This is a genomic window from Sphingomonas sp. IC081 (genome assembly GCF_006874585.1).
Taxonomy (GTDB): domain Bacteria; phylum Pseudomonadota; class Alphaproteobacteria; order Sphingomonadales; family Sphingomonadaceae; genus Novosphingobium.
Window position 1 is genome coordinate 891,913 of the sequence record NZ_CP029762.1, and the last position, 25,789, is coordinate 917,701.

21 protein-coding genes, 3 pseudogenes and 1 other annotated feature are annotated in these 25,789 nt (G+C 65.8%); of the genes and pseudogenes, 16 read left to right on the top strand and 8 right to left on the bottom strand.

Going from position 1 to position 25,789, the window contains the following annotated elements:
• Position 1 precedes the first annotated feature (1 nt).
• Both DM450_RS22040 and cpaB read right to left on the bottom strand, forming a co-directional pair.
• Positions 2–1,234, bottom strand: coding sequence for a type II and III secretion system protein family protein (locus tag DM450_RS22040; RefSeq protein WP_409529368.1), 1,233 nt, complete (start codon positions 1,232–1,234; stop codon positions 2–4).
• Complete coding sequence (gene cpaB / locus DM450_RS22045; RefSeq protein WP_142639147.1) at positions 1,231–2,235, bottom strand: Flp pilus assembly protein CpaB; 1,005 nt, start codon at positions 2,233–2,235, stop codon at positions 1,231–1,233. Before cpaB ends, DM450_RS22040 begins: the two co-directional genes overlap by 4 nt.
• 602 nt (positions 2,236–2,837) lie before the next feature.
• Here cpaB and DM450_RS22050 point away from each other — a divergent pair.
• Entirely contained in the window at positions 2,838–4,199 is a 1,362-nt protein-coding gene (locus DM450_RS22050; protein ID WP_142639149.1) for a HAMP domain-containing histidine kinase, read from the top strand.
• Positions 4,200–4,222: 23 nt separating this feature from the next.
• Here DM450_RS22050 and DM450_RS22055 read toward each other — a convergent pair whose 3' ends face one another.
• The 5 genes and pseudogenes from DM450_RS22055 to DM450_RS22080 form a co-directional block, all read right to left on the bottom strand.
• Complete coding sequence (locus DM450_RS22055) at positions 4,223–4,465, bottom strand: hypothetical protein (protein WP_142639151.1); 243 nt, start codon at positions 4,463–4,465, stop codon at positions 4,223–4,225.
• The gene (locus DM450_RS22060) at positions 4,455–5,804 is read right to left on the bottom strand and encodes an EAL domain-containing protein (protein WP_185928813.1); all 1,350 of its coding nucleotides are present in this window, start codon (positions 5,802–5,804) and stop codon (positions 4,455–4,457) included. The genes DM450_RS22055 and DM450_RS22060 overlap by 11 nt, the downstream gene beginning before the upstream one ends.
• Positions 5,805–6,316: 512 nt before the next feature.
• The gene (locus tag DM450_RS22065; RefSeq protein WP_260610516.1) at positions 6,317–7,366 is read right to left on the bottom strand and encodes a hypothetical protein; all 1,050 of its coding nucleotides are present in this window, start codon (positions 7,364–7,366) and stop codon (positions 6,317–6,319) included.
• Positions 7,367–8,467: 1,101 nt separating this feature from the next.
• Positions 8,468–8,764 (bottom strand): annotated as a pseudogene (locus DM450_RS22075) (chloride channel protein); the annotation flags it as partial.
• Positions 8,765–8,884: 120 nt separating this feature from the next.
• Positions 8,885–9,331 (bottom strand): MarR family winged helix-turn-helix transcriptional regulator, encoded by a 447-nt coding sequence (locus DM450_RS22080; RefSeq protein ID WP_142639157.1) that lies wholly within the window; start codon positions 9,329–9,331, stop codon positions 8,885–8,887.
• Between the two features lie 314 nt (positions 9,332–9,645).
• Between DM450_RS22080 and ectA the strand changes: the two genes are divergently transcribed.
• The 13 genes from ectA (at position 9,646) to DM450_RS22145 (ending at position 23,867) form a co-directional block, all read left to right on the top strand.
• Positions 9,646–10,134 (top strand): diaminobutyrate acetyltransferase, encoded by a 489-nt coding sequence (gene ectA, locus DM450_RS22085; protein WP_142639520.1) that lies wholly within the window; start codon positions 9,646–9,648, stop codon positions 10,132–10,134.
• Between the two features lie 35 nt (positions 10,135–10,169).
• A complete protein-coding gene (ectB, locus tag DM450_RS22090; RefSeq protein WP_142639159.1) occupies positions 10,170–11,486 on the top strand; it encodes a diaminobutyrate--2-oxoglutarate transaminase in 1,317 nt (438 codons plus the stop codon).
• A 28-nt stretch (positions 11,487–11,514) separates the two neighbouring features.
• On the top strand, positions 11,515–11,901 hold the full coding sequence (locus DM450_RS22095) for an ectoine synthase (RefSeq protein WP_142639161.1): 387 nt from the start codon (positions 11,515–11,517) through the stop codon (positions 11,899–11,901).
• 21 nt (positions 11,902–11,922) lie between these two features.
• Positions 11,923–12,849 (top strand): ectoine hydroxylase, encoded by a 927-nt coding sequence (thpD, locus tag DM450_RS22100; RefSeq protein ID WP_142639163.1) that lies wholly within the window; start codon positions 11,923–11,925, stop codon positions 12,847–12,849.
• Positions 12,846–14,285, top strand: a complete 1,440-nt coding sequence (locus DM450_RS22105) for an aspartate kinase (protein ID WP_142639165.1) — start codon at positions 12,846–12,848, stop codon at positions 14,283–14,285. The genes thpD and DM450_RS22105 overlap by 4 nt, the downstream gene beginning before the upstream one ends.
• A 48-nt stretch (positions 14,286–14,333) precedes the next feature.
• Positions 14,334–15,602 (top strand): MFS transporter, encoded by a 1,269-nt coding sequence (locus tag DM450_RS22110; protein ID WP_142639167.1) that lies wholly within the window; start codon positions 14,334–14,336, stop codon positions 15,600–15,602.
• Entirely contained in the window at positions 15,599–16,924 is a 1,326-nt protein-coding gene (locus DM450_RS22115) for an MFS transporter (RefSeq protein WP_409529369.1), read from the top strand. The genes DM450_RS22110 and DM450_RS22115 overlap by 4 nt, the downstream gene beginning before the upstream one ends.
• Before the next feature lie 106 nt (positions 16,925–17,030).
• Positions 17,031–18,206 carry a mechanosensitive ion channel family protein gene (locus DM450_RS22120; RefSeq protein ID WP_260610662.1) on the top strand — a complete coding sequence of 392 codons (1,176 nt, stop codon included), beginning with the start codon at positions 17,031–17,033 and terminating at the stop codon, positions 18,204–18,206.
• Between the two features lie 57 nt (positions 18,207–18,263).
• Positions 18,264–19,103 carry a hypothetical protein gene (locus DM450_RS22125; protein ID WP_142639169.1) on the top strand — a complete coding sequence of 280 codons (840 nt, stop codon included), beginning with the start codon at positions 18,264–18,266 and terminating at the stop codon, positions 19,101–19,103.
• 146 nt (positions 19,104–19,249) lie between these two features.
• The gene (locus DM450_RS22130; RefSeq protein ID WP_260610518.1) at positions 19,250–20,782 is read left to right on the top strand and encodes a DUF389 domain-containing protein; all 1,533 of its coding nucleotides are present in this window, start codon (positions 19,250–19,252) and stop codon (positions 20,780–20,782) included.
• Positions 20,779–22,500 carry an SLC13 family permease gene (locus tag DM450_RS22135; RefSeq protein WP_142639173.1) on the top strand — a complete coding sequence of 574 codons (1,722 nt, stop codon included), beginning with the start codon at positions 20,779–20,781 and terminating at the stop codon, positions 22,498–22,500. Before DM450_RS22130 ends, DM450_RS22135 begins: the two co-directional genes overlap by 4 nt.
• Positions 22,485–22,841, top strand: coding sequence for a hypothetical protein (locus DM450_RS22140; RefSeq protein ID WP_142639175.1), 357 nt, complete (start codon positions 22,485–22,487; stop codon positions 22,839–22,841). Before DM450_RS22135 ends, DM450_RS22140 begins: the two co-directional genes overlap by 16 nt.
• 192 nt (positions 22,842–23,033) lie before the next feature.
• Positions 23,034–23,867 carry an IS5 family transposase gene (locus tag DM450_RS22145; protein WP_142632654.1) on the top strand — a complete coding sequence of 278 codons (834 nt, stop codon included), beginning with the start codon at positions 23,034–23,036 and terminating at the stop codon, positions 23,865–23,867.
• On the opposite strand, the gene DM450_RS22150 is transcribed toward DM450_RS22145, so the two are convergent.
• Positions 23,858–24,838, bottom strand: coding sequence for a copper resistance protein B (locus DM450_RS22150; protein WP_142639177.1), 981 nt, complete (start codon positions 24,836–24,838; stop codon positions 23,858–23,860). The genes DM450_RS22145 and DM450_RS22150 overlap by 10 nt on opposite strands.
• Positions 24,839–24,927: 89 nt before the next feature.
• Here DM450_RS22150 and DM450_RS22155 point away from each other — a divergent pair.
• Positions 24,928–25,401, top strand: a pseudogene (locus DM450_RS22155) (transposase); the annotation flags it as partial.
• Positions 25,209–25,323 (top strand) — a sequence feature (AL1L pseudoknot). It overlaps the preceding pseudogene by 115 nt.
• A 5-nt stretch (positions 25,402–25,406) precedes the next feature.
• Positions 25,407–25,742 (top strand): annotated as a pseudogene (locus DM450_RS22160) (IS30 family transposase); the annotation flags it as partial.
• Positions 25,743–25,789: the final 47 nt, after the last annotated feature.

Below are 25,789 nucleotides of genomic sequence, written 5' to 3' on the forward strand. Positions count from 1 at the left end.
GTCAGCGCCTCACCACGCCAAAGGAATTGGTCGCCTGCTCGACCCCGTCGGTGTTCAGGACCATCTGGCCGATCGAGGGGTCGAGCGGTTTCATCGCCGCAGGCAGGCTGGGCGGCACCGCTTCGGGCTCGACCAGTCGCGGCGTCGCCACGATGATGAGTTCCTGCCGTTCCTTCTGGTTCTGCTGGCGCTTGAAGAACGCCCCCAGCACCGGAATGTCGCCCAGCAGCGGAACCTTGCCCTTGGTCACCTGGCTGTTGCTGTAGTTGAGCCCGGCGATCACGAAGCTCTGCCCGCTGCCCAGTTCCACCGTCGTTTCCGCCGAACGGCGGCGGATTCCGGGCACGGTATAGCCCTGAAGCTGGACACCGTTGCCATAGTCAAGCTCGCTGACTTCGGGCGCCAGCTTGAGAACAATATGGTCACTGGACAGTACATAGGGGGTGACCGACAGTCTTACCCCGAATTCCTTGTACTGGATCGAGATCGTGTTGCCGTTGCCGCCGTTGGACTGCGGCACCGGCACCGGAAACTCGCCGCCGGCCAGGAAACTCGCCTGCTCGCCCGAGCGCACCAGCAGCGTCGGCTGGGCGAGCAGCTGCGACAGCCCGTTCGACGACAGCGCGCTGAGCACCGCGCCGATGCCGTGTCTCGACGAGGACAGGAACAGGTTGAACGCGCTCTGGATCGGCGCGGAAGCGTCGATGCTGAGGCCGCCGCTGCCCGCGCTGAAGCCGTTGAGGCTGCTGGGCGAGATCACCGCGCCTTGCAGATCCCCCGCCAGCTTGGTGAAGCTGAAGCCCAGTTCCTTGAGCGTCGAACTGGAGACGGCGGCGAACTGCACGTCCACCGCCACGACTTTCTCGCCCGCCGTGAAGCCCGAACGGTCACCGGCGGAGGGCGCTTGCGCCCTGCCCACCGCCACCAGCGACTGCCCCAGCACGCTGCCGTCGGCGGCATAGACGGTCAGTTCGGCCTCTCCGGCGCCGATGCCGTTCACCTTGAGCGATCTGGAAGTCGGCGCCGCGACCGAGAGCACGCCCTCGCGGCTCACCTCGATGCGGCCGATGTCGCGCGGATAGGACAGGGTCCGCTTCTCGCCGACCTGCAGGGTGTCGCGCCGCGCGTTTCCGCCGTCCGCCTTTCCGCCGTCTGCTGCTGCGCGGGCCTGCGCGGCAGGAAGCGCAAGCAGCGCCGCTGCAAGCACGAGACCGGATGCCGTCATGGGTTTCACTGCGAGGCACTCCCGGAATAGATGGTTGCGCTGTTGCCGCCGACCACGAGTTCAATGGCGTGGGGCTTGGGGGCAGTAGGCGCGGAACGGGGCGCGCGCGGGCCGCCTGCGGGGGACCGGGCTGCGCCCCTGTGCGCGGTTCGCACCGGCGAGGGATCGCGCGGCACCGCCCGGGCGAGCGGACGCGGACCGTCCTCCCCGGCCAGCGCGACTTCGGCCTTGTCGTCGGGATTGCGCAGCGAAAGGTAGAGCGCGCCGGTGCTCTTCGCGAGCGAGAGGCGCGAGACCTGTTCGGGCGACAGCGCCAGCGTCACCGTGCGCGCCGGCGCCGCCGGGGCGCGGACCTCGGCAGTCCCGCCGCCCTGCCCGATCCCGCTCCCGATCCCACTTTGCCCGATCCCACTTTGCCCGATCCCGCTCTCCACGGAAGTACCGACAACCACGTCGCCCACGGCAAGGACCGGCACCATCTGCAGCAGCGTCCGCGCCTCGCTGCGGCCCATGCCGCGCGCGCCGGTGATCGCATCCTCGCCGGGATAGACGACCTGCACGTCGACCCGGTCACCCGGCCGCACGAGCCCCGCCACCGCGATCTCGGCGGTCGTGTCGATGCTGATCGCGCGCATGCCCATCGGCACGCGGATGGCCAGCTTGGTCTCCTCGCCGATCGCCTCGCGCGGGATCAGGGAATTGCCCGCAATGTCGCGCGTCGCCACTTTTCCGAGGATCTCGGCGGCCGAAACGGCGGTGGGGAACCGCATCGGATCGGCTTTGGCATTGCGGATCATGTCGGCGCGGATCGTCTCGCCGGTCCGGATCGGGCGGGTGGTGGCGACCAGCAGCGGCCTTGCCGGCGTGGAGGGCTGGACCGCGGCCCTGGCCGCCAGATCGGCCACGTCCCGTCCGGCCTTGCCCATCTCCCGCAGCCCGAGAGCCGCGAAACCAGCCGCCGCAACAAGGCCGATGCCGATCGTCAGTTTCGCTTTCGAACCCAAGCGCATGCAATAACCCCCAAAGATCTTGCGCTTACGCAAATCCCATCGTCAGCACCGACATCCACGAATGAATGTTTCCCCCGGTTGCACGATCGAATACCGATGTTGCGTGCACAGAGTATCCGGATCGGGATACATCGGGGCATGGAGAAAAAGCCGATGCGAGGGCATTGTTCGGTATACGATGACTTTACACTTGCCCGCACAAACCGATGCTTGCCTCAAACACGCGCCAAATGCTGGCTTCCGGACCGGTTTCCCAGCGGGGATCTGCTTCCGATCGTGTTCGGATTGGTTCTTTTACGGTGTGTTCTTGGTCCCCGTCCTGGTGGAAAAGAGTGTCGCAGCGCACAAATCGCCTGATTCATCGCCACTTCAACGGACGATCAAGGCCTTGATCGGCAGATGGACGGGACGCCAATAAACAAAATCCTGCGCATTGAAGACTTGCCTTCTGGTCCAAGGAAATATTCATGTTCATTACAGACGCGCAGCGGTGCTGCGATCTTGGCGCGATTGCAATTGCCGGCACGGCTCATGGCAATGAAGACTGAGCCAGCGACGTTATCGACTGCCGGTCGGCGTCAGCTTGCGGGAGTACACAGGGCATGACCAGATCAACCAGCACCGTGGTCGAACTGGCGGACTTTACCGCCCGGCGTGACCGGGATGCCGCCGATGGTGATCCCGGTGCGCCCCCGCCTGCCGGCAAGGTCCCGAGCAGCCCGGGCAAGAGTAAGGGCTGGGGTAAGGGCCGGGGTAAGGGCCGGGGCTCACTGATGCTGCGGATGCGCGCCTGGGAGGACGGCACCCGGTTCTTCCCGCTGGTCACCGCGCTGGGCACGATCGTCTTTGGCCTGGCGATCCCCCATGCACCGGAAACCGCCATGCTGGCCGCCCTCGCCGTGGGCGCGCTGGTGGTGCTCAACCGGCGGCTCAAGCTGGGGCTGGTCACGCTTGTCCTGGGCATCAACCTGCTGGTGAGCGGCCAGGCCCAGCAGGCCCCGGAATCCTGGACCCTGGTGGGCCTGGCGATGGCCGGTCTGTTCATGCCGCAGCGGCTGCTGACCCCTTCGCTGCAACCGCCCCGCTGGGCCTGGGTCGTGGTGCTTGCCCTGGTGATCGTCTGCCGCGCCGCCGCGCTGCAGCAATCCGGCCTGACGCCAATCGGCCTTTCCGACGCGGCCATCACGATCATCGGCATGCCCTTGGCCGCCTATCTCGGCGCCGGCCTGGCCCGTCATCTGGCGGTGGGCGACGCGCGCCTGCTGTCGTGGGGCGACGACGGGCTGGTGCCGGTCACCCGCGACCTGCTGCTTGGCCGCGTCACCAGCGGCATGCTCCACGATCTGGCCCAGCCGCTCAACGTCATCTCGATGGCCAATGGCAACATGGGCTACATCATCGACCAGCTGGACATCGACGCCCAGACCAAGGCCAATCTCGCCGACCGGATCGCCCGGATCTCCACGCATACCGAGGCGGCCGCGCAGATCCTCGCGCTGTTTCGGGGCTTCGGGCGCGACAGCCAGGGCGAGCCTGGCCATTTGGCCGTGCGCGACGTGCTGGCCCGGGCGATCGCCGCCACCAGGTCCAACGTGCGCCACCACGGCGTCGTGCTCGACATTGGCGGCGACGCGCTGGACCATCCCGTGCCCGCCCATCACGGCGCGCTGGAGATGATGGCGGTGGCCGCCCTGCTCAATGCCTTTGCCGCCTACATCCGCGCCGACGGCAGCAAGCGCAAGGGCACGGTGCGGGTGGCCGCCTCGCTGGGCCCTGCCTTCGTGTCGATCACCGTGCAATGCAGCGACGAGCACGGCCTGCCGCTGACCGGGCCAATGCTCGACCCCGCCACGCACTGGCTGGTCGAGCAGGTCGCCGCCGCCGCATCGGGCGACTTTCGCGTCCAGCACCGGGACGGCAAGGGTACCCGCTTCCTGATCCGGCTCGGCCGCGACGACATCTGAGCCGCGAATTTCCAAGCGGTCACTCAGGCGCAGCTGCGCCGCAGCGGCACAACCACGCCCACGCCCACACCAAGCCGGGGGGCAGGCCGAGGCGCCGCCGCAGGAGCCTTCGTCCGTGCCGCGCGCATCCTGCCGAGACGCTCCTCGCCAAGCGCATCGATGGCACTGGAAACCAGGGCCGCGCTGAGGTCGACATCGCTTTCGTCGAGAATGTCGAGCACGATGGCCAGAAGGCTGTGCGCACGCTGGAGGGCATCAACGCTCATGTCCGGTTCCTTTCTGTGACGTCAAGAGAACGGTCAGTGCCGAAATGCCCGTCGCATGGGCGGGCAGCGGCAGTGGATTCAGGGGCGCAAGCCGCTCGGGCGCCGGGCTGGCCGGGCGGGCGGCAGCCCAGCCCCGGCGGGTGCTGGCCCGATTGCGGCGGGCAGCGGCGATCCAGCGCACGCCCTGTTCGGCAACGATCGCCCATTGATCGGGCGTTTCCGCGCCATCGGCGATCACCGTCGTCGCCAGGCTTCGGGCAAGGCCGGCCAGATCGGCAAACCGCGCGCGGTTCGGACCGGAACTGGCGGCGGTGCGCAGGAAGGCGCTGTCGAGCTTGAGCGTGTCGGGCCGCAGCCGCGCCACCTCGCGGATCGAGGCGCTGCACGACCCGAACCCGGACAAGGCCAGCCGCCCGCCCAGCGCCCGGAACACGCCGAGAAACGTGAAAATGTCCTCGCGCGCGGCGCGGGCCGTACCTTCGTGGACCTCCAGCACCAGCCGCGCCGCCAGATCCGGGCGATGTTCGAGCCGCCCCATCAGTTCGGTCCAGGCGCTGTCCTGACCGTTGAGATCAAACGACAGGCTCTGCATCGAGATCTCCAGCGACAGCTCCGCGTCGGCATCGGCGGCAAGCTCGTCAAGGACTCGCGTGACCAGCAGCCGATCCAGCAGGTGCGCCAGCCCGAGCCGCGTCAGGGCGCGGTAGTAGCGCCCGCAATCGAACTGTTCGCCCCGCTCGCCCGCGTAGCGCAGCAGGGCCTCGTGGCGCAGGACAACACCGGGATCGTCCGGGCTGAAGATCGGCCGCCAGGCAAAAAACGTCTCGCCGGCGCGATGCCGCTCGATCAGCTGGGCGGCCAGTTGCATGTCCTCGCGGTAGCGGGCCTCGTCGCCGGGGTTGCACGGCAGCACCGCGCGCGCGGGCGCGCGGCTGCCCTCCAGCCGCCGATGCGCAAGCCGCCGGGCCTGCGCGTAGTGGCCTTCGGCGCCGACCTCGAAGGGATCGCTGTAGCCGGCCGAAACCGAGAGCAGGATCCGCGCCCTGCCGAAACGCAGCGGCGCGGTGCTGATGGCCATGCACAGCGCATCGGCCTGCTGGCGCGGGAACTCGGGGCCCAGCAGCGGTGCATGGGCCGTCGCGGTCAATCCGGCCGCGCGTGTCTCGACGATCTCGGCCGTCTCGATCTGCGCGCGCAGCCCGGCGCGGACATGGTCGAGCGCCGCCGACAGGGCGGCACTGCCATAGGCCGCCTCGATGGCGCGGGCATTGTCGATCCGCACGGCAAGCAGATAGTTGCCGCGGCGATCGGGCGGGGTGATCCGGTCTAGGTCTATCATGTCGAGCCTTCCCCTCTGTGGGGCCTGAAAAACGCGGTGCACGCGTTCCATCGCCCTCTCCGTCCGCAAACCATAGGGCGCGGCGACAGCGCGTGTCGCACCGAGAAGGAGCCGCCCCGGCCCTGTCCGCCGCTCCGGTGCGCGCATCGCCGCGCGGGGCGTGCGGACCGGCTGCGCGCCGGCACGCAAGCGGGCGCGGTGCATGCGCAAAAGCCGGGAAAACGGACAGGACGGGAACGCATACCGCCGGGCGCGGCACGCCAAGGCGCCGATGCGGCGGGAAACTCTGAAGGAATGGTTAAATCCCCACTCCGGTTCATTCTGATGGTACGCCAGGCCACGGCAGCCCCACAAAAAAGGCCCGGACCGCGCCATCCGCGCGGCCCGGGCCTGATCCCGAAATGAGGAGGCGGCCGGAGACACCGGGCCGCCCCCTCACCCCACCCCGTCAACAACCGGGGTGTGACGTGCTCGGCCATCGGGGGTTCCTGGGCACCGAGCACGTCAGGACACTATCTGCCAAGCAGCCCCCCGAGCAGTCCGGTCACCGGTGCCAGCGGCGGCTCGGTGCTGGTGGAACCGGTGCCCAGCCCGCCCAGCACACCCTCAACAGGTCCGGTAACGGGGGCCAGCGCATCGCCGCCGGAACCCGCCCCCAGCACCGTGCTCACCACGCCCGTGACCGGCGCGAGGATCGAACCGGCGTCCGTGCCCGCTCCCGTTGCCGTGCCGAGTTGCCCGGTCAGGTCTCCCAGCGAGCCGTTGACGGTATCGAGGATCGGCGCGGCCACGGTATCGACCGTTGCCGTCACCGTCGCCACCACCGGCGCCAGACCGCCGGCCAGCTGGTCGACCCCGCTGCCCACCTGCTCGCCAAGCAACGCGCCCGCCAGGTTGCCGACCGGCGCCAGCCCGGCGACGACGGCCTCGCTGGTGGTCGGCAGCGTCAGGTCGAGCACCTTGCCGTCCGAGAGCACGTCGGCCGTGACCAGCTGGCCGGACACCAGTCCCGGATCGCTGGACAGCAGGTTCACCCCGGCAAGGGTATCCGCCGTGCTGGCCCCGGTAATGGCATGGTCGGCGAGGTCGAGGCCGATGAGCGGTCCATTGTAGCTGCTCGCCGGATCGCCGCTGCCGCCAAGCGTACCGGTAAGGCCATCGACCAGCCCGCCAAGCGGCGCGGTCACCGGCGCCAGCACGCCGCCTTCACCCACGACCGGGGCCAGCAACCCGTTCACCGTGCCCAGCACCGGCGAAGCGATGCCGTCGACGGTCGACGTCACCGTGGCGACGACCGGCGAGAGCCCGTCGGTGAGCTGGGTCACGGTGCCGCCGACCTGATCGCCGAGCAGCGCTCCGGTCAGGGAGCCGACCGGCGCCAGGACCGCCTGGGTCTGCGCGGTGATGGTGGGCAGGTTGACGGCCACGACATTGCCGTCGCCGGTGAGCAGATCGACCGCCAGGCCGCCACCACTGGCCGTCGTCGTCGCAGGCGCCAGATTGACGTCGATCAGCGTGCCGGAACCGCTCGGCCCCAATAGCGCGCCGTCGCCGACGGACACCCCCGCGATCGGCCCGGTATAGCCGGACGACGACGGGTCCGAGGGACCGGTCGGGCCTCCGGGGCCGGTCGGACCGCCGGGGCCGGTCGGACCATCGGGGCCAGTCGGACCATCGGGGCCAGTCGGACCACCGGGGCCAGTCGGACCGCCGGGGCCAGTCGGACCGCCGGGGCCAGTCGGACCGCCGGGGCCAGTCGGACCATCGGGGCCAGTCGGACCATCGGGGCCAGTCGGACCACCGGGGCCAGTCGGACCATCGGGGCCAGTCGGACCACCGGGGCCAGTCGGACCGCCGGGGCCAGTCGGACCGCCGGGGCCAGTCGGACCATCGGGGCCGGTCGGACCGCCGGGGCCGGTCGGACCATCGGGGCCAGTCGGACCGCCGGGGCCGGTCGGACCATTGGGGCCACTCGGGCCGCTGGGTCCGCTGGGACTGCCAGGTCCGGACGGCGAACCACCGGCGCCCAGCTTGAAGCCCACGCCATCGGCGCATCCGGCCAGCAACAGAGCCGGGATCGCCGTTGCGCACAGCAATGCATGTCTGGTGATGGAGCGCATCGTTGCGCCGCTCCTTGCGCCCCTCCTCGCGCCGTTTGTCCGTTCGCCTCTCATGTTCACAACCTCCTTGGAATTTGCCCAGTTCGAAGGAGCCTAGGCAGTCCAATCGGTTGGATCGCGCGAAGAAGAAGCCACCGGGAATGTGGCGAGATGCCCGCCGTGCACCCCGTCCGCGCGCGTTTGCGCAAGGCGTCATCGCAGGCGCGCAAATGGCGACCGGCCAAGCCGCGTCCCGTGCTTGGGGATGTTCTGGCGAGGGAAAACCGCCGCAAGGGCGCCGCCTCGGACGCAAAGGGCGCCCCGCACCATTAGCGCCGGTGCGAGGGCAATTGCCGCGCCCTCAGGACGGGGGTGGTGGCCGCAAGGGAGATGGCTTCGCTAGGCGGCGTGGACAAATTCCTCGAGGTCACGACCGGAGGCAAAACCCGTCAATTCAAGGAGAGGAGGCGCAGGACTATGTCGATATTTCAAGACTTCCCGACGCAGCGCTGGGCCATTTTGCCATCAAACCTCGATGGTCCCGTTTATGCGTTTACGACCTGACAAGGTCATGCGTTGCTCGTAGGCTGCGGCCAGTTCCTCGATCGCAAATGCCACTCCGGCGAGCGGCGTGTTGAAGGCAGCCGCGACGCCTGCCGCACCGCCAGCGATGTAAACCGACGATTTCAGAGGAATTCGGAATATCTTGTGAATGCGGCCCATCACGGCAGCCGCAATCTGGACAGTGGGCCCTTCCCTCCCGACCGAAGCGCCGATCGGTAGCGCGCCGATCGTGAGGAAGAACTTGGCAATGCGATGTCGCCAAACTTCCGCTTCAGGACCATGCCGACGAAGAACTATTCACAGGCGGCCTCGCGCCACATCACGCTCAACCGGCTGGATGTCCACCTGGCAAGTCCGATATTTCTCCCCGCTCTGGATTGTTCCGCCTATCGCCGCTGCCGGGAACAAGCCGCTCTGTCAGTTCGGGCCTGCCACCTCGGGCGCGAGCAAGGCATCGAGCCGCTCGAGCCCGGCCAGGATCATCGCCTGTTCCCAGGCAGCAAGACCGGCAAACCCCTGACTGAAGCGCATCTGGAGCGGAAACGGCGAAGCCCTGAGCTTTTCCCGCCCCAGTTCGGTGACCTGCAACAGGACCTGCCGCTTATCGGCAAGACCGCGCGTTCGCGTTACGAGCTGCGCTGCCACGAGACGATCGACAATATTGGTGATCGTCGCCTGCCCAAAGCCCAGGACGCTGGCGACGGCGCTCGGCGTAATCGTCTCATGGCCGCCGATCTGCCGCAGCACCAATGCCTGCGAGGAGGTCAGGCCCGTCGCGGCAGCCATTTTCCGGTTCTCCAACTCGGCCGCGTCAAGAATTTTTCGCAGGGCCAGAAGGGCCGCCGGCGTGAGGTCGATTTCCATGCCCGACAGCTAGCTTTCCTGCGGGTTTGCGCCAAGCGTGAAGATGCTTCGATTGTCGAATTAATTGCACTTCAATGACAGCTTTGAGAGGTCATTTTCGACTCCGTACTGTTGCGCATCTTCTCGTAATGCCTATGGTAATGGCCGAGAACCACGGATGACATGGCAACAGCCAAGCACGCGAACGTGCTTCGGAGGGTGAAGTAATATTTGATGATGATGTAAACAATGCCCGCCTGCGGAGCGATTCCGCGGGCCCGATCCGCGCGCACGCCGTCGGCCGTCGCACTTCAGTGGACGCGGGCGCAGCGATTATCCTGCGCGAACCCAAAGCAGAGGATGGACCGGCCGTTTCCGCACTGATCGCCGCCTCGCCGCCGCTCGACGGCAACTCGGCTTATTGCAATCTCCTGCAGTGCAGCGATTTCGCCGGCACTTGCGTCGTTGCCGAGAGGAACGGCCGCATTGTCGGTTGGATTTCCGCCTATCGGCCTCCTTCGCATCCCGAGCGGCTGTTCGTCTGGCAGGTTGCCGTCGCGGCCGAAGCGCGCGGCCAAGGCCTCGGCGGGCGCATGCTCGACGCGCTGATCGTGCGCCCGGCATCGCGCGGCGCCTGCGAACTCACCACCACCATTACCGAGGCCAATCCGGCTTCCTGGGCCCTCTTCACGGCCTTCGCGCGGCGCCACGGCGCCGTGCTGACCCGCTCCGTGCGCTTCGATCGCGAAAGCCACTTTGCCGGAGCACACGATACCGAATGGCAGGCGTGCATCGCCCCCCTGCCCTTCAATTCGTCCAACTGAACGTCACTTCCAAACGAACAGGGGGTTTCCTCCACATGACGACGATTCCCACACCGAGCGCCGATGCGCCGGACACCAGCATCTATGACCGCCGAGAATCGCAGGTGCGCAGCTATTCGCGCGCCATGCCGCGCCAGTTCGACCGCGCCGAAGGCGTATGGCTGCACGACAGCAAGGGCGGGCGCTACCTCGACTTCCTCTCGGGCTGTTCCTCATTGAACTACGGTCACAACCATCCGGTACTGAAGCAGGCACTGATCGACTACATCGCGCGCGACGGCGTGACCCATGCGCTCGATCTGCATACCGAGGCCAAAACCCGGTTCCTGCGCGCGTTCGAGGACATAATCCTGGAGCCGCGCGGGCTCGATTACCGCGCTATGTTCACCGGGCCGACCGGGACCAACGCGGTGGAAGCGGCCATCAAGCTGGCCCGCAAGGTGACCGGACGCGAGATGGTCATCGCCTTCACCAACGGTTTCCACGGCATGACCCTGGGCGCGCTGGCCTGCACCGGCAATGCCGGAAAACGCAGCGGCGCCGGTGTCCCGCTGAGCCACGTCAGCCACGAGCCCTTCGACGGCTACTACGGACCCGACGTCGATACCGCGGACCTGCTCGAACAGCGCCTGTCGGACCCTTCGAGCGGGCTCGACTCACCCGCCGCCTTCCTTGTCGAGACCGTGCAAGGCGAAGGCGGCCTCAACGCGGCATCGCCTGAGTGGCTGCGCCGCATTGCCGCGATCGCCCGCAAGCATGGCGCCTTGCTGATCGTCGATGACATCCAGGCCGGCTGCGGGCGGACCGGCAGCTTCTTCAGCTTCGATGCAATGGGTTTCACACCCGACATCGTGACGCTTGCCAAATCGCTCTCGGGCATGGGCCTGCCTTTCGCGCTCACGCTGATGCGCCCCCACCTCGACCAGTGGGCGCCGGGCGAGCACAACGGGACGTTCCGCGGCAACAATCACGCCTTCGTCACCGCCACGGCCGCCTTGCGCGAGTTCTGGGCCGATCCCGCTTTCCAGGACGATATCACCCGGCGCGGCGATATCCTGGAGCGGCGGCTGGAACGCATGGCTACGCGCCATGGTCTCTCGACGCGCGGGCGGGGCATGATGCGCGGAATTGACGTGGGGAGCGGCGAGATCGCCGCGAAGATCACCTCCGCCTGCTTCGCGCAGGGGCTCATCATCGAGACCAGCGGCGCGCATGACGAGATCGTCAAGGTGCTTGCCCCGCTCGTCATCGACGATGCCGTGCTCAATGCCGGTCTCGACATTCTGGAAGAAGCCGTCGCCGAGGCGCTGCCTGCCTCGGCCGAGCAGCACGCGCTCGGCGTCGCGGCCTGAGCCTCCTCCCACCAAAAGGAATTCACGCATGATCGTTCGCAATCTCGAAGATATCCGCACGTCCGACCGCCACGTCGAGGGCAAAGGCTGGGTCAGTGACCGCCTGCTGCTCAAGGACGACCAGATGGGCTTTTCCTTCCACGTCACGACGATGTTCGCGGGCGAGGAACTGCACATGCACTACCAGAACCACCTGGAAGCCGTGCTTGTCCTTCAGGGCACCGGCACCATCGAGGATCTCGGCACCGGGCTCACCCACGAACTGAAGCCGGGCGTGATGTATGCGCTCAACGCCCATGACCGCCACATCGTCCGGCCGACGCAGGACATCCTGTGTGCCTGCGCCTTCAACCCGCCGGTCACCGGCCGCGAGGTGCACGACGAGAACGGCGCCTACCCGGCGCTCGCGGACTGAACAGGGAGGGACAGGTTCAAGATGCAGGATCTCTATCCGACCCGGTGCGCAAGCGAACCCCGGCTGTTGCCGCGCGGCGAACCCGTCGCGCGCCGGGACTGGACCCCGCAGGCGCCGCTGAGCGCGGCACAAATCGAACAATTCGACCGGGACGGCTTCCTCGTTCTGGAGAACGTGTTTTCACCGCAGGAAGTCGCCGCCCTGCAGGCCGAAACCGGAAGCCTTCTGGCCGATCCGGCCGGCCTCAAGGATGAGACGGTCGTGATCGAGCCCGGCAGCCGCGAAGTGCGCTCGATCTTCGAAATCCATCTGCAGAGCGCGGTGATGGCTCGCCTGGTTGCCGACGCGCGACTGGCGGGCGTGGCCAGCTTCCTGCTCGACGATGAAGTCTATCTCCACCAGTCGAGGCTCAACTACAAGCCGGGCTTCGCGGGCAAGGAATTCTACTGGCATTCCGACTTCGAAACCTGGCACGCCGAAGACGGGATGCCCTCCATGCGGGCTCTGTCGATGTCGGTCCTGCTGGCCGAGAACACGCCGAACAACGGACCGCTCATGGTCTTGCCCGGTTCGCATCGCACTTTTGTCTCCTGCGTCGGCGAGACCCCGCCCGATCACTACCGCCAGTCCCTGCGACGCCAGGAATATGGCGTGCCCGACGAGATGAGCCTTGCCGAACTGGCCCATCGGCACGGGATCGTCGCCCCTGTCGGCAAGCCGGGCACCGTGGTGCTGTTCGACTGCAACACGATGCACGGTTCGAACGGCAACATCACGCCTTTCCCCCGCGCCAATGCGTTCCTCGTCTACAACGCGGTCAGCAACCGGTTGAAAGATCCCTTCGCGGCCCCTGCCCGTCGCCCCGAATTCATTGCGACCCGCTTCGTTCGTCCCATCACGCCGGTTTCCGGCCCGATTGGCGGCATTACCCAGGGAGCACCGGCATGACGAGAACACACTGCGTCGAAAAGATCGGCGGCACATCGATGGCGGCAACCTCCACCGTGTTCGAAAACGTCTTGATCGCCGGGCGGGAGGGCGCGGAGCTCTACAATCGGATCTTCGTTGTCTCTGCCTATGCCGGGATGACCGACCTGCTGCTCGAAAACAAGAAGACCGGCGCCCCCGGCGTCCATGGTCATTTTCTCCGCAATGAAACGCCGGGTGCCTGGCGCACGGCCCTGACCGACGTGCTCGGCGCGATGTGGGCCCGCAATGCCGAGATGTTCGCCCGCCCGGAAAGCCGCGAGGAAGCGGACCGTTTCGTGGCCGCGCGGATTGCGACGCTCGATGCCTGCCTCGAGGATCTCGACCGGCTGCGCAGTCGCGGCCATTTCTGCCTCAGTGAACAGATGAGCACCGTGCGCGAGATGCTGGCAGGGCTCGGCGAAGCTCATGCCGCGCACTCTACCGCGCTGCTGCTGCGCGATCGCGGCGTCAACGCCGTCTTCGTCGACCTTTCCGTCTGGAACCACGACGATCTGGTCAGTCTGGATGAACGCATCCACGCCGCATTCGACACCATAGACCTGTCGCGCGAAATGCCGATCGTCACTGGATACGCAGGCTGCGAGGGCGGAATGGTCCGCCGTTACGCGCGCGGTTATTCCGAAATGACGTTTTCGCGCATTGCCGTCGTCACCAGCGCCCGCGAAGCCATCATCCACAAGGAGTTCCATCTCTCCAGCGCCGATCCGCGCCTTGTGGGTGAAGAGCGGGCGCGCAAGATCGGTCGCACCAACTACGACGTCGCCGATCAGCTCGCCAATCTCGGCATGGAAGCCATCCATCCGCGCGCGGGCCGGGGCCTGCGCCAATCGGGCATCCCGCTCAGGGTTCGCAACACCTTCGAACGCCATGACGAGGGCACCTTGATCGAAGGGGACTTCGTTTCGAAAACGCCCCGCGTGGAAATCGTCACCGGGCTCGCCTCGGTCCAGGCATTGCAGTTCTTCGAGCAGGACATGGTGGGGGAGAAGGGTTACGACGCCGCGATCCTCGAAACACTCACGCGCCATGGCGCCTGGATCGTCAGCAAGAGCTCCAACGCCAATACGATTACCCACTACCTCAGCGGAACCGGTGCCGAACAGGCTGCACGGATCGTCGAGGACTTGCGCCGGCAATGGCCGGGCGCGCAAGTGACAGCGCAGGAAGTGGCGATGGTATCGGTGATCGGCAGCGCCTTGTCCGAACCGACACTGGTGCCGCGCGCGCTCGCCGCGCTCGACCGGGCGGGCATCGGTCTTGTCGCGCTCCAGCACCAGATCCAGGGCGTCGACATCCAGTTCATCGTCGATCCGGCGGATTTCGAAGGCGCGATCCAGGCGCTGCACGCGGCACTCGTCGAGAGCGACGCCCTGACCGACCGCGCCGCGGCTTGATGGGAAAGCCCCCTTGCTGCCGCGACCGGCAGCAAGGGGGGCCGTTTCATGCTCAGCGCCATTCTTCCTGTCCGCAGCTTGCTGGCCGCCATTTTCCTGCTGATGGCGGGGGGCGGCTTCCTCAACACGCTCGTCGCCCTGCGACTGGAGCGGTCGGGAAGCGGTGCCCTGACGATCGGTCTTGTCGGCACGGCCTATTTCGCTGGCCTGACCCTGGGTTCGATCCGGGTTCCGGCACTTGTCGGCCGCATCGGCCATATCCGCGCCTTTGCGACGTTCGTGGCGCTGCTGAGCGCTGACACCCTCGCTTACGCGCTTTATACCCACGCGCTGTTCTGGGGAGCGCTGCGCCTTGTCGACGGGCTTTGCCTCGCCGGGATCTACGTTTGCATCGAAAGCTGGCTGAACGAACGGGCCAGTCCCGAGCGCCGGGGCGTAGTGCTGACAGGCTACATGATCCTGCTCTACGGCGGGCAGGCGGCGGGGCAATTCCTGATCCGCCTCGGCGCCGGCAATCCGGCCATGCCGCTGCTGATCGGCTCGATCCTCGTTTCCGTCGCGGCGATCCCGGTGCTCCTTACCCGTATCGCCGCACCCGATACCGGCGCACTGGCCCCGCTGCCATTTGCCGAACTCTACAAGGCATCCCCGCTCGGAATGGTCGGCGCAGGACTGACCGGCATGATGCTCGGCGCGTTCTACGCACTCGGTGCGGTGTTCGCGCGCCGGCTGGGCATGGACCTTGCCGATACCACCCTTTTCATGAGTGCGGTGATCCTGGGCGGCGTGATCCTGCAATGGCCGCTCGGCTGGCTGTCCGACCGTATCGACCGGCGCAAGGTGATCGTGCTCGTTCTTGCAGGTACGCTTGCCGCAGCGCTGACGATCGTCCTTGCGGCAGCCCCCGGATCGTTGCTGCTTGGTCTGGGCGCCTTGTTCGGCGGACTGAGCTTCGCGCTCTATCCCTTGTGCGTGGCGCACACCAACGATCACCTCTCCGCGGACCGGCGCGTGGCGGCAAGCGGCGGCCTCGTGCTTGTCTATTCGCTGGGTGCAGCGGCCGGTCCGGCGATCGGATCTCTTGCAGTGGCGCTGGCCGGAGCTTCGGGCCTGTTCCTGTTCATCGCCGCCTGCGCCAGCGCTGCCCTTTCGTTTGCGCTGATGCGGCAGGCCAGATCCGAGCCCGTGCCGGCTCATCTGCAGGAAGACTTCGTCATCCTGCCGCGCACGTCGCCGCTGGCCGCCTCGCTTGATCCCCTCGCCTTGGATCCGGCGACCGGATCGGCTGAGCAAACCAAAACAGGGAGCACCCATTGAACCCGCCCATCCCCAAACCCGCCAGCCCATCTGCAAACCTGTCAGCAAGTCCACGCGCACTGCGCCGGGCGATCGCCGCCTCTGCCATCGGCAATGCCACCGAATGGTTCGACTACGGCATCTATGCTTACGGTGTGAGCTACATCTCCGCCGCGCTCTTTCCCGGCGACACTGCCGACGCCACCCTGTTTGCGCTTGCCACGTTCGCGATCTCTTTCCTGGTTCGCCCACTGGGCGGCCTCTTCTGGGGACCGCTCGGCGACCGCTATGGCCGCAAGGCCGTTCTCGGGCTGACGATCCTGCTCATGGCCGGGGCGACCGTGGGCGTGGGCCTGATCCCCTCCTACGCTGCGATCGGCGTCTGGGCGCCGGCCCTCCTCATCGCGATGCGCATGCTCCAGGGTTTCTCCACGGGCGGCGAATATGGCGGTGCCGCCATCTTCATGGCGGAGTACGCCCCGGACGAGAAGCGCGGCTTCTATGGAAGTTTCCTAGAAGTCGGCACGCTGGCGGGCTTTTGTGCGGGCGCCCTGCTGATGCTGGGCTTTTCGCTGGCGCTGGGCGAGGAGGCCATGCGCCAATGGGCCTGGCGCCTGCCGTTTCTGCTCGCCGGGCCGCTCGGCCTTGTCGGCGTCTACCTGCGTGCGCGCATGGCGGAAACGCCGTTGTTTCAGGAAGCGGAAGCACACCGCGACGACAGCCCGGCCGGCCATGGAGGCCTCGGCCACCTGCTGAAGCGCCATCGCCGCCCGCTTCTGGCGATGAGCGGCCTCGTCATTGCGCTCAACGTCGTCAACTACACGCTGCTCAGCTACATGCCGACGTATCTCGAACGCCGGCTGGGCCTCGCCACCGACACCGCGCTGATGGTACCGATCGCGGGCATGGTGTTCATGATGGTTCTCCTACCCCTGGCCGGTTCGCTGTCCGACCGGATCGGCCGCAAGCCGATGTGGCGTTTCTCGCTGCTGGGGCTGATCCTGCTGGTCATCCCGCTCTACCATCTCATGGGTCTGGGCACGGCGCCGACCGCGATCGGCTACGTCCTGCTTGGCCTGCTCTATGTGCCGCAACTCGCCACGATCTCGGCAACGTTTCCGGCATTCTTTCCGACACCGGTTCGCTTTGCGGGTTTCGCGCTTGCCTACAATCTTTCCACCTCGCTGTTCGGAGGAACCGCGCCGGCGTTCAATTCCTGGCTGATCGATGTGACGGGCAATCCGCTCGTTCCCGCCTATGTCATGATCGCCGCCTGCCTCTGCGGCCTGCTGGCGCTGCGTTTCACACCCGAAAGCGCGGGAAAACCCCTTCCGCGCACCTGAAGCCCCTTCCGCCTCCCGTCTCGAGTATTCTCCCTTGCCTGACCAGCCTTTCGTATCGACCATCGTCTTCGCCGGCACCAACATGCCCTGGGCCCGCGAGCCCTGGATGCAGACGGGCCTCACGCTCCTCGCCCTTGCCGGAGGCGCCTGCCTTGCGAACTGGGTGGCCAAGCGCATCGTCCTGAAAGGCGTGCTGCGGCTGCTCGGCCGCAGCCCGTTCGAGGCCGAAGCGCAGCATGTCGGTGCCATCGTCGCGCGCCTGTCCAACATCCTGCCCGCACTGATCGTCCAGTCCGGAATCGCCGCGGTCCCCGGATTGCCGGCCGAATTGGTCGCCTTCGTCCACAGCCTGAGCGCCGCGTTCATCATCCTCACCCTGGCGCTGGCTGTGACGACAACGCTGACGCTGGGCAACGAATTGTACCAGCGGCGGCCCGATGCAGGTAACCGGCCGATCAAGGGCTATGTCCAGGTTGCCAACCTGCTGGTCTATGCCGCCGCCGCGATCCTCGTGCTGGCGGCGCTCATGAACCAGTCCCCGCTGCTGCTCCTCTCGGGGCTTGGTGCGATGGCTGCCGTACTCCTGCTGGTGTTCAAGGACACCATTCTCTCATTGGTCGCCTCGGTCCAGATCGGCTCCAACGACATGGTGCGCGTGGGCGACTGGATCGAAATGCCCAAGCTCGACGCCAACGGCGATGTGATAGATATCGCGCTGCACACGGTGAAGGTTCAGAACTTCGACAAGACCATCACCACCATCCCCACGCATCGGCTAATCACGGAAAGCTTCCGGAACTGGCGGGGAATGTCGGAATCGGGCGGCCGCCGCATCATGCGTGCGCTCATGATCGACCAGACCTCGATCGGCTTTCTCGATGATGAGGGTCTCGCCAAGGTCGCGCGCTTCGGCCTGCTTGGCGACTATCTGCGCGACCGTCAGGCGCAGGTCCGCAACTGGAACGAAAGGAACGCACCCTCGGAAATCCTCGACGCACGCCGCCTCACCAACATCGGCACCTACCGCGCCTACGTGCTGGCCTATCTGAAAGCCCGGCCGGACATCGCCGAAGACAAGACCCTGCTGGTCCGCCAACTCGCGCCCGGTGAACACGGCCTGCCGCTTGAGATCTACGCTTTTGCCGCGACCACTGCCTGGGCGCATTACGAGGACATCCAGGCGGATATCTTCGATCATCTCATCGCGATCATGCCCGAATTCGGCCTACGAGTGTTCCAGCATCCGACCGGGGCGGATTTTGCCTTTGTCCACGCCGCCTAGCCCTGAACGCACGTTCCTGTCGCCCGCCTCCATGTCCTTTCAGCGGAACCCCTGACCATGCCCCCCCGCCTCTCAACCCAGCTGATCGGCCTTGCGGCCGCCACCTGTTCGCTCGCGCCGAGCGCCGCTCCGGCTCAGGTCCGCTCCCATTCGGCGGATCAGGGAACATACGTCGACACGGTAGAGCTCTCCCAAAAGGCCGATCTGGTCGTACTGGCGAGGGTAACGCAAATGAAGCCTGTGCCGACCTCGACGCCAGGCGCACTGGTGCCAAGCCATCGCCGCTACTATGCAGAAGCCAGCACCAAGGCGCTGCTGTACGGCCAGAGCGGGATCGGGGGCTCGCTGCGATATCTGGTCGACCTGCCGGTGGCGCCAGGCCAAGGCAGCGCCGATTTGACAGGCAAGGATGTGTTTCTTTTCGCCTCGCCCGTTCCCGGCCGCCCCGAGGAAATAAAGCTGGTGGAACCTACGGCACAGCAACTGTGGTCGCCGGAACGGGAAGATCGGCTGCGCGCCGTCCTTCGTGCTCTGGTCTCGCCGCACGCCCCGGCCCCGGTCACGGGGGTCAGGGAACTCAGCTACGTTCCGGGCAATCTTGCAGGGCAAGGGCGCACGCAGATCTTCCTCGATACGAAAAAGGGGCCGGTGACCATCGCCGTTCGCCACCTGCCCGGCCAGGCCGAGACTTGGGGCGTCTCGCTTTCGGAAGTGACGGGAGGCGATCTGCGTCCCCCTGCCAGAGACACCCTCGAATGGTACAACCTTGCCTGTTTCATGCCGGCTTCGCCGCCGCAAAGTGCTTACGTGTCAGGCAGCTTTCCCTCCAAGCAGCAGGCTTATGCGGACTATCGCATGGTCCTTGCAGCGCTCGGCCCATGCGAACGCAGCCAGTGAATGATCCGAACCGAAACGCGCTTGAAAATTGCCGACTTTATGACGGAAACAGCATAATATCAGGGACGTTGTTACCCTGATCGAACAAGCCGACACGGAGAGCGGATTTGGACAAAGCGAGCGCGCCATTGCCATCGCAGGATAACGTGGCAGCACATTTCCAGCACGTGCCGCTCTATCGCTGGTGGCGGCGCGCGATCGTCGGCCGCGTCGATCACGCTCTCGTTCTGGAGCGTATCCAGGAGGATAGTGGCTGGTCACCGCGCTATGCCTTCATGGTGATGATGTCCGCGGGGATCGCAGTTCTCGGCCTGCTCCTGTCGTCTCCGGCAGTGGTAATCGGCGCGATGCTGATTTCCCCCCTGATGAGCCCGATCCTGGGGCTCGGCTTCAGCCTCGCCCTCTTCGATTTCTCCGAAATGCGCCGTTCGCTGACGGCTCTGGCCATCGGCGCGGTAGCTGCCGTCGTCTTCACCGCGCTTATCGTCGCGCTTTCGCCGCTGCAGGCCCCGACTGCCGAGATCATCGCGCGCACCCGGCCCAACCTGTTCGACCTTGCCGTCGCGCTGTTCGCGGCGCTCGCCGGAACATTCGCGATCATCCGGGGGCGCGGCGACACGATTGTCGGCGTCGCGATCGCTACGGCCCTCATGCCGCCGCTTGCAGTCGTGGGTTACGGCCTTGCGACCTGGAACATGCCGATCCTCGGCGGCGCCTTTGCCCTGTTCGTGACAAACTTCGTGACGATCGCATTGTCCGCCATGGTCATGGCGCGCTTCTATGGCTTTGGACACCACCTCAGCAGTCAGCAGACCTGGACGCAGACTTTCGTGCTGCTCTTCGTCTTCATGGGCATGGCAATCCCGCTCGGCATTTCCCTGCGGCAAATCGCCAGTGAAACCGTGACCCTCAACCAGACCCGGACGTTCCTGGCGCAGCGCTTCGGCGCGGACGCGCGCATTACCCAGCTCGACATCGACTTCGACAGCAAGCCGCTGGTCGTGCGTGCCGTCGTCATCGCTCCGCGCGCAAGCCTCGAACGATCCAGCGGCTTGCAACAGGATTTGACCGAAAGGCTCGGACGGCCGTTGAAACTGCGGCTGGATCAGGTCGTCCTGGAGCCAGGAGCGGGCGCCATCGATGCGCAGCGCGAAGAGCTGCGCCAGGCAGGTGAAGCCGCCGCAATCGAGAGCCAGCGTATTGCCGCGCTTTCGCAGGTTCTGGCGCTTACGGCCGGCATTGCCCCTGACAGTGTCACCATCGACCGCGACCATCACCGCGCCATGGCAACGGCGGGTCCCTTGCCCGGAGCCTCGCTGGCAACCTACCGCACATTGGAGCGCCGCGTCGCCGCGCAGGCGCAAGGCTGGGACATTGTCCTGATCCCGCCGCAAATGGCCTATCCGCAAATCGCCTTTGTCGGCACCGACGACCAGCTGGACGCGCCTTCTCGCGAGGCGGTCCTGACCTCGGCGTGGGCGGCTCAGCGCTGGAACGTCCGCGCTCTCGCGGTTCCAGGTCTTCCTGAAGCTACACCCGAGACACCCTCGCTCACCGAGCGACGCGCTATTACGATTGCGGCACTTCTGCGCGAAAACGGTATCGAACCCAAGCCCGCCCCGGCCGCAGGCAGCCGAATTGCGCTCCGGGCCGCCACTGCTGACGAGGAACGGCCTTGAGCCCTGCCCTCCTCAGCGCGCTGATCCTGCTCGGCGCGCTGGTCCTGTTCGTCTCGGAGCGAGTGCGGCACGATCTCGTGGCCCTGTTCGCGCTCATTGCCTGTCTTGCAGCCGGACTTGTGACGCCTGCCGAAGCCTTCACCGGCTTTGCCGACCCGGCCGTGATTGCCGTTGCCGCGGTGCTTGTGGTTGGCCGCGCCATCGAACTCAGCGGTGCGGCAGCGGTTGTCGCCAGCAGGATCATTCCTCCCGGCGCACCGTTCGCGATCCGCCTCTCCAGCCTGCTTCTGGTTGGCGCCCTGCTCTCCGCCTTCATGAACAACATTGCCGCGCTGGTCATAACGATGCCGATCGCCTCCGAAATCGCACGGTCTGCAAGACGCCCGCCGGCGGCGACACTGATGCCGCTTGCCTTCGCGACGATCCTGGGCGGCATGACGACACTGATCGGCACGCCTGCCAATCTCATCCTCTCCTCGGTGCGCGAGACCCGGCTCGGCGCGCCTTTCGGCTTCTTCACCATGACGCCTGTGGGCATTGCCGTCACGATCGTGGGACTTGCCTATCTGGCGCTCATCGGCTGGCGTCTCCTGCCGAAGCGTGGCGGCGAGGTGACAGATGAAAAGGCCCCCTGGCGCGTCTATGAACTCGAAGTGCGCGATGAGACTTTCGATTTTGCTGAATTGCGCCAGCGCCTTCGCCGTTCCGGTGCGCGGCTCCTTGCAATGTTCCGCGATATCGAGCGGATCGAGGGCATCGATCGGCTGTTGCCCCAGGATCGGTTGCTGGTTCTCTCGCGAGAGAACCAATGGTCCGTCGCGGCCAAATCGGGCCTGGCCTCGGACGTTGCTGTAGACCGCGATCCCGATGCCGTTACGGGTCGGGTCGTTGTGGCTTACGGTTCGCCCCTCATCGGCATGGGCTATGACGAAGTCCGTACGCGTAGCCTGCAGCAATTGCAGGTTGTAGCCGTGGGCCCCAGGGTCGCCAAGGAACGGGTTCAGCTTGTCGACATGCGCATCGGCCCGGGGGACCAGCTCTACATCCGTGGCCCGCAGCGTGTTCTGGGTGCTTTCTGTGCCGGAGCACGCCTCCTCGAGATCGATCGGCACGATCCGATATCCACGGCGCGCCCGCAGGCGCTCGCAATCCTCGCCATCTTTGCCGCAGCGATCGGCTCCATCGTCGCGCTGGGGCTATCCCCTGCCCTCGCGTTTACCGGGGCAGCCGTGCTCATCGCCGCAGCGCGCCTTCTCCCGGCCGAGGAAATCTATCGCTCCATCGACTGGAGCGTGATCGTCCTGCTCGCCGCGATGATTCCGGTCGGTCAGAGTTTCGAGCATAGCGGGGCGGCGGCCATCGCCGCACAGTGGCTGGGACAGGCCCTCGGCGGGATTCCGCTCATCGGTGTGCTGGCAGCGTTGTGCGCGGTAACCTTGGTGCTGTCGATTTTCCTCAACAACGTGGCGACCGCGATCATCATGGGGCCGCTGGCGATCGATGCGGCAAACCTCCTGCACGTCAGCCCGGATGCCGCGCTGCTGGCGGTACTGATCGGCGCGTCTTCGGATTTCCTGACGCCGATCGGCCACCAGAACAACCTCCTGGTCATGGGGCCGGGAGGCTATCGGTTCGGCGACTACGCACGCATGGGCGCGCCGCTGGTGGCGCTCGTCGTGGGCTGCGCGGCGCTTACCCTCTCGTGGCTCTACGCCTGATCCGGGACTTCCCGGTGCACCAGCCGCAAGACGACGAAGCCGGCGGCGAGGAAGGCGACGCGCAACTGCTCCGCATCATGGAGACGATGCAGGCCCTGCTGCGCAAAGGGCCAACCTTCCATCGTCCGCCGTTCGGTACCCTACGCCACCAACCGACCACCTTCGCGCAACAACCCGCGCAAGGAGCGCAACATGGTCTGATCTGCATCGTCGAAATAGAGCACGTTGAGCGCGAGGTCCTTGCCGAAGTCAAAAAGACCGATCGCGATCTCGAAAAGCTCGTCGACATCATGCTGCGAGGCGGCAATGTGGCCGAAGGCGTAACCGGCAAGCTGGCTTGAATGAGGATCGAGGATTTCTGATTTCAGATGGTTGCGTGAGGGTACGCAACCAAAGCAACGCATCCCGATTAGGCAGTGTATTCCCGCGCCAATCAGAACATCGCACGCACACCAAAGAGCCCGATCCAAAAGTTGTTGAGCAATACCAGCATGTTATGATTCACGCCGTCCTTGCGAGAGATGGAGTGATCAATGGCATGGACTGGCATTGCTCGAGAGGAGCATAGCCGCAAGGGACTGCGTTATCCAAGCGACATGACGGATAAGGAGTGGGCGCTGGTGGCCCCGTTCATTCCCCCGGCAAAGCAAGGCGGTCGGCGGCGCAGCACGAATATGCGCGAAGTGGCCAACGCGCTGCTCTATCTGGCTTCGGCCGGGTGTGCCTGGCGCCTGCTGCCCAAGTGCTTTCCACCGGTCTCGACGGTTCGGCGCTATTTCTACGCCTGGCGTAACGCGGGATTGTTCGAGGTGATGAACACGCTGCTGGTCATGAACCTGCGAGAGATCGAGGGGCGCGAAGCCTCTCCCAGTGCGGGCATCATCGATAGCCAGAGCGTGAAAACGACCGAAAGCGGCGGCCCGAGTGGATATGACGCGGGCAAGAAAGTCAAAGGCCGCAAGCGTCATATCCTGACCGACACCTCCGGTTTTCTGATCTCCATCCTCGTGCACACCGCCGATATTCAGGACCGTGATGGCGCCGTCGACGTGCTCAAAGGCATATGCCAGCGCTTCCCCTGGCTGCGCCATATCTTCGCCGATGGTGGCTACGCCGGAGACAAGCTCAGGAGAGCACTCGCCAAAGTCGGGAATTGGGTAATCGAGATCATCAAGCGTTCCGACAAGGCCGAGGGCTTCGAAGTCCTCCCGCGCCGCTGGGTCGTCGAGCGCACGTTCGCCTGGCTGGGGCGGTGCCGCCGCCTCGCAAAGGACTGGGAGGCGACCATCGCCTCGTCTACCGCCTGGGCCACGATCGCTTCTATCCGCATGCTCATCCGCAGAACCGCAAGATATTGCTACGCTTGAGACACTTTTGAATCGGGCTCAAAGACCGCCGAAACGCCGGACACCCCCTCACCCGCAGTCCGCGCAATCCGGGCGGTTCCGCCAAGCTTGCGCTCCCAGTTCACGCCCACGTAAGGGTCCAGCGATCGGTTTCGCTCGTAGCGCAGTCTCGCACCCATTTCGAGGCGCTCGAAGCCCGCTCCGACGTTCAGCGCCGGTACGTCCTGAAAGGCGAAATTGACTTCAGCCTCGGGTTCGAGCACCAGCGACTGGGTTATGCGCTGGGTATAGCCCGCCTTGCCGCGTGCGTGGACATCGCCCTTGTTCGAGACGAGCAACTGACCTTGCAGTTCGAACCAGTAAGGTGCCAGCCCCTCGATGCCGACCAGCGCGTAAGTGCGCTGCGGATCGGGCCGGAAGTCCTGCCGCATGCCGAGTTGCAGGTTGAACCAGGGATCGAGCGCGTGACGCCAGTAGGCATTAAGCTCGATACGCTCGGCCCGCTCGCCGAAGGTGCCCTCGCCCTCGCTGGCAAGCACGATCCGGTCGATATCGCCGCCGTACCACGCCTGCCCTTCCCAGCCGAAACCGTCCCCGCCCTTGCCGGTGCGGAATTCCAGTTGGTCGACCTGAAGGGCGAAAGTGTTGAACTTCATCTCCTTCACCATCGCCGCGCGCGACGCCGCCATGCGATCGGGCGCGAAGAAGCGCTGCGCAGGAAAGTCGGTCGGCACCGGTGGCGGCGGGGCATCACCCGGCTCGTCGGAGACCGTGCTTGCGGGCACGGCGTGAGCGGAGTGATCCATGCCCTTCATATCCGGCGCGCTCATGTCCATGCCGGACATGTCCATCTGCGAATGGTCCATGCTGCCATGATCCATTCCGGCATGTTCGTCGGCTTGAGGCGGTGTGGGATTAGCCTCCTGCGCTTGCACGGCCAAAGGGGAGGTCGCCAGCAGCAGCGAGGTGAGGACCGGGAAGAACCGAGCCATCAGGCTTCTCCCTCCCGGCGCACCGTCACCACGCGCTGAAGCGCCCCGGGTTTTCCGGAGGCTCCGATTTATGAGAAGGAGCTTTCGTTATGAGTAGAACCCGGAACAAGTTTTCACCTGAGATCCGCGATCGTGCAGTGCGTATGGTTGGCGAACATCGCGCCGATTACGGTTCGGAGTGGGAGGCGATGTCTTCGATTGCCGCCAAGATTGGCTGTACGGCCGAGACGCTGCGCCGCTGGTGCCGCGAGGAGGCGAGCCGACGAGCGGGGCCAGCGGCGCTTGCCGCTGATGAGAAGGCCAGGATCAAGCTGCTCGAGCGCGAGGTAAAGGAGTTGCGGCGCGCGAACGAGATCCTGCGCAAGGCATCGGCGTATTTTGCGCTGGCGGAGCTCGACCGCCGCGAGAGGTGATGATGTCGTTCATCGACGCGCATCGCGAGGACTTGGGTATCGAGCCGATCTGCCGCGAACTGGCGATCGCCCCGTCCTCCTATCGTGAACATGCTGCCCGTCTGGCCGACCCCGCCAGGCGTTCAGCACGTGCCCGGCGCGATGACGACATGCGCGAGCTGCCAGAGAAACTCCGTCAGTCACTCACGTGGGACCAAGGTGCCGAGATGGCCCAGCACGCAACGCTCCGGGTCGACAGTGGACTGAAAATCTACTTCTGCGATCCGCAAAGCCCATGGCAGCGTGGCTCAAATGAAAACACCAACGGCCTGCTCCGCCAATACTTCCCGAAGGGCACCGATCTCAGCCGGCACTCGATACCAGAACTCGAAGCAGTTGCTCACGCCATGAACACGCGCCCGCGTAAGACGCTCGGATGGAAGACACCTGCAGAAGTCCTCGACCAGTTCCTCGCCCCGCAGCAGGAAGCAGGTGTTGCGACGACCGATTGAATCCGCCCAATACCTTGCCATGAACTACACCCAGCGCCTTGCCGAAG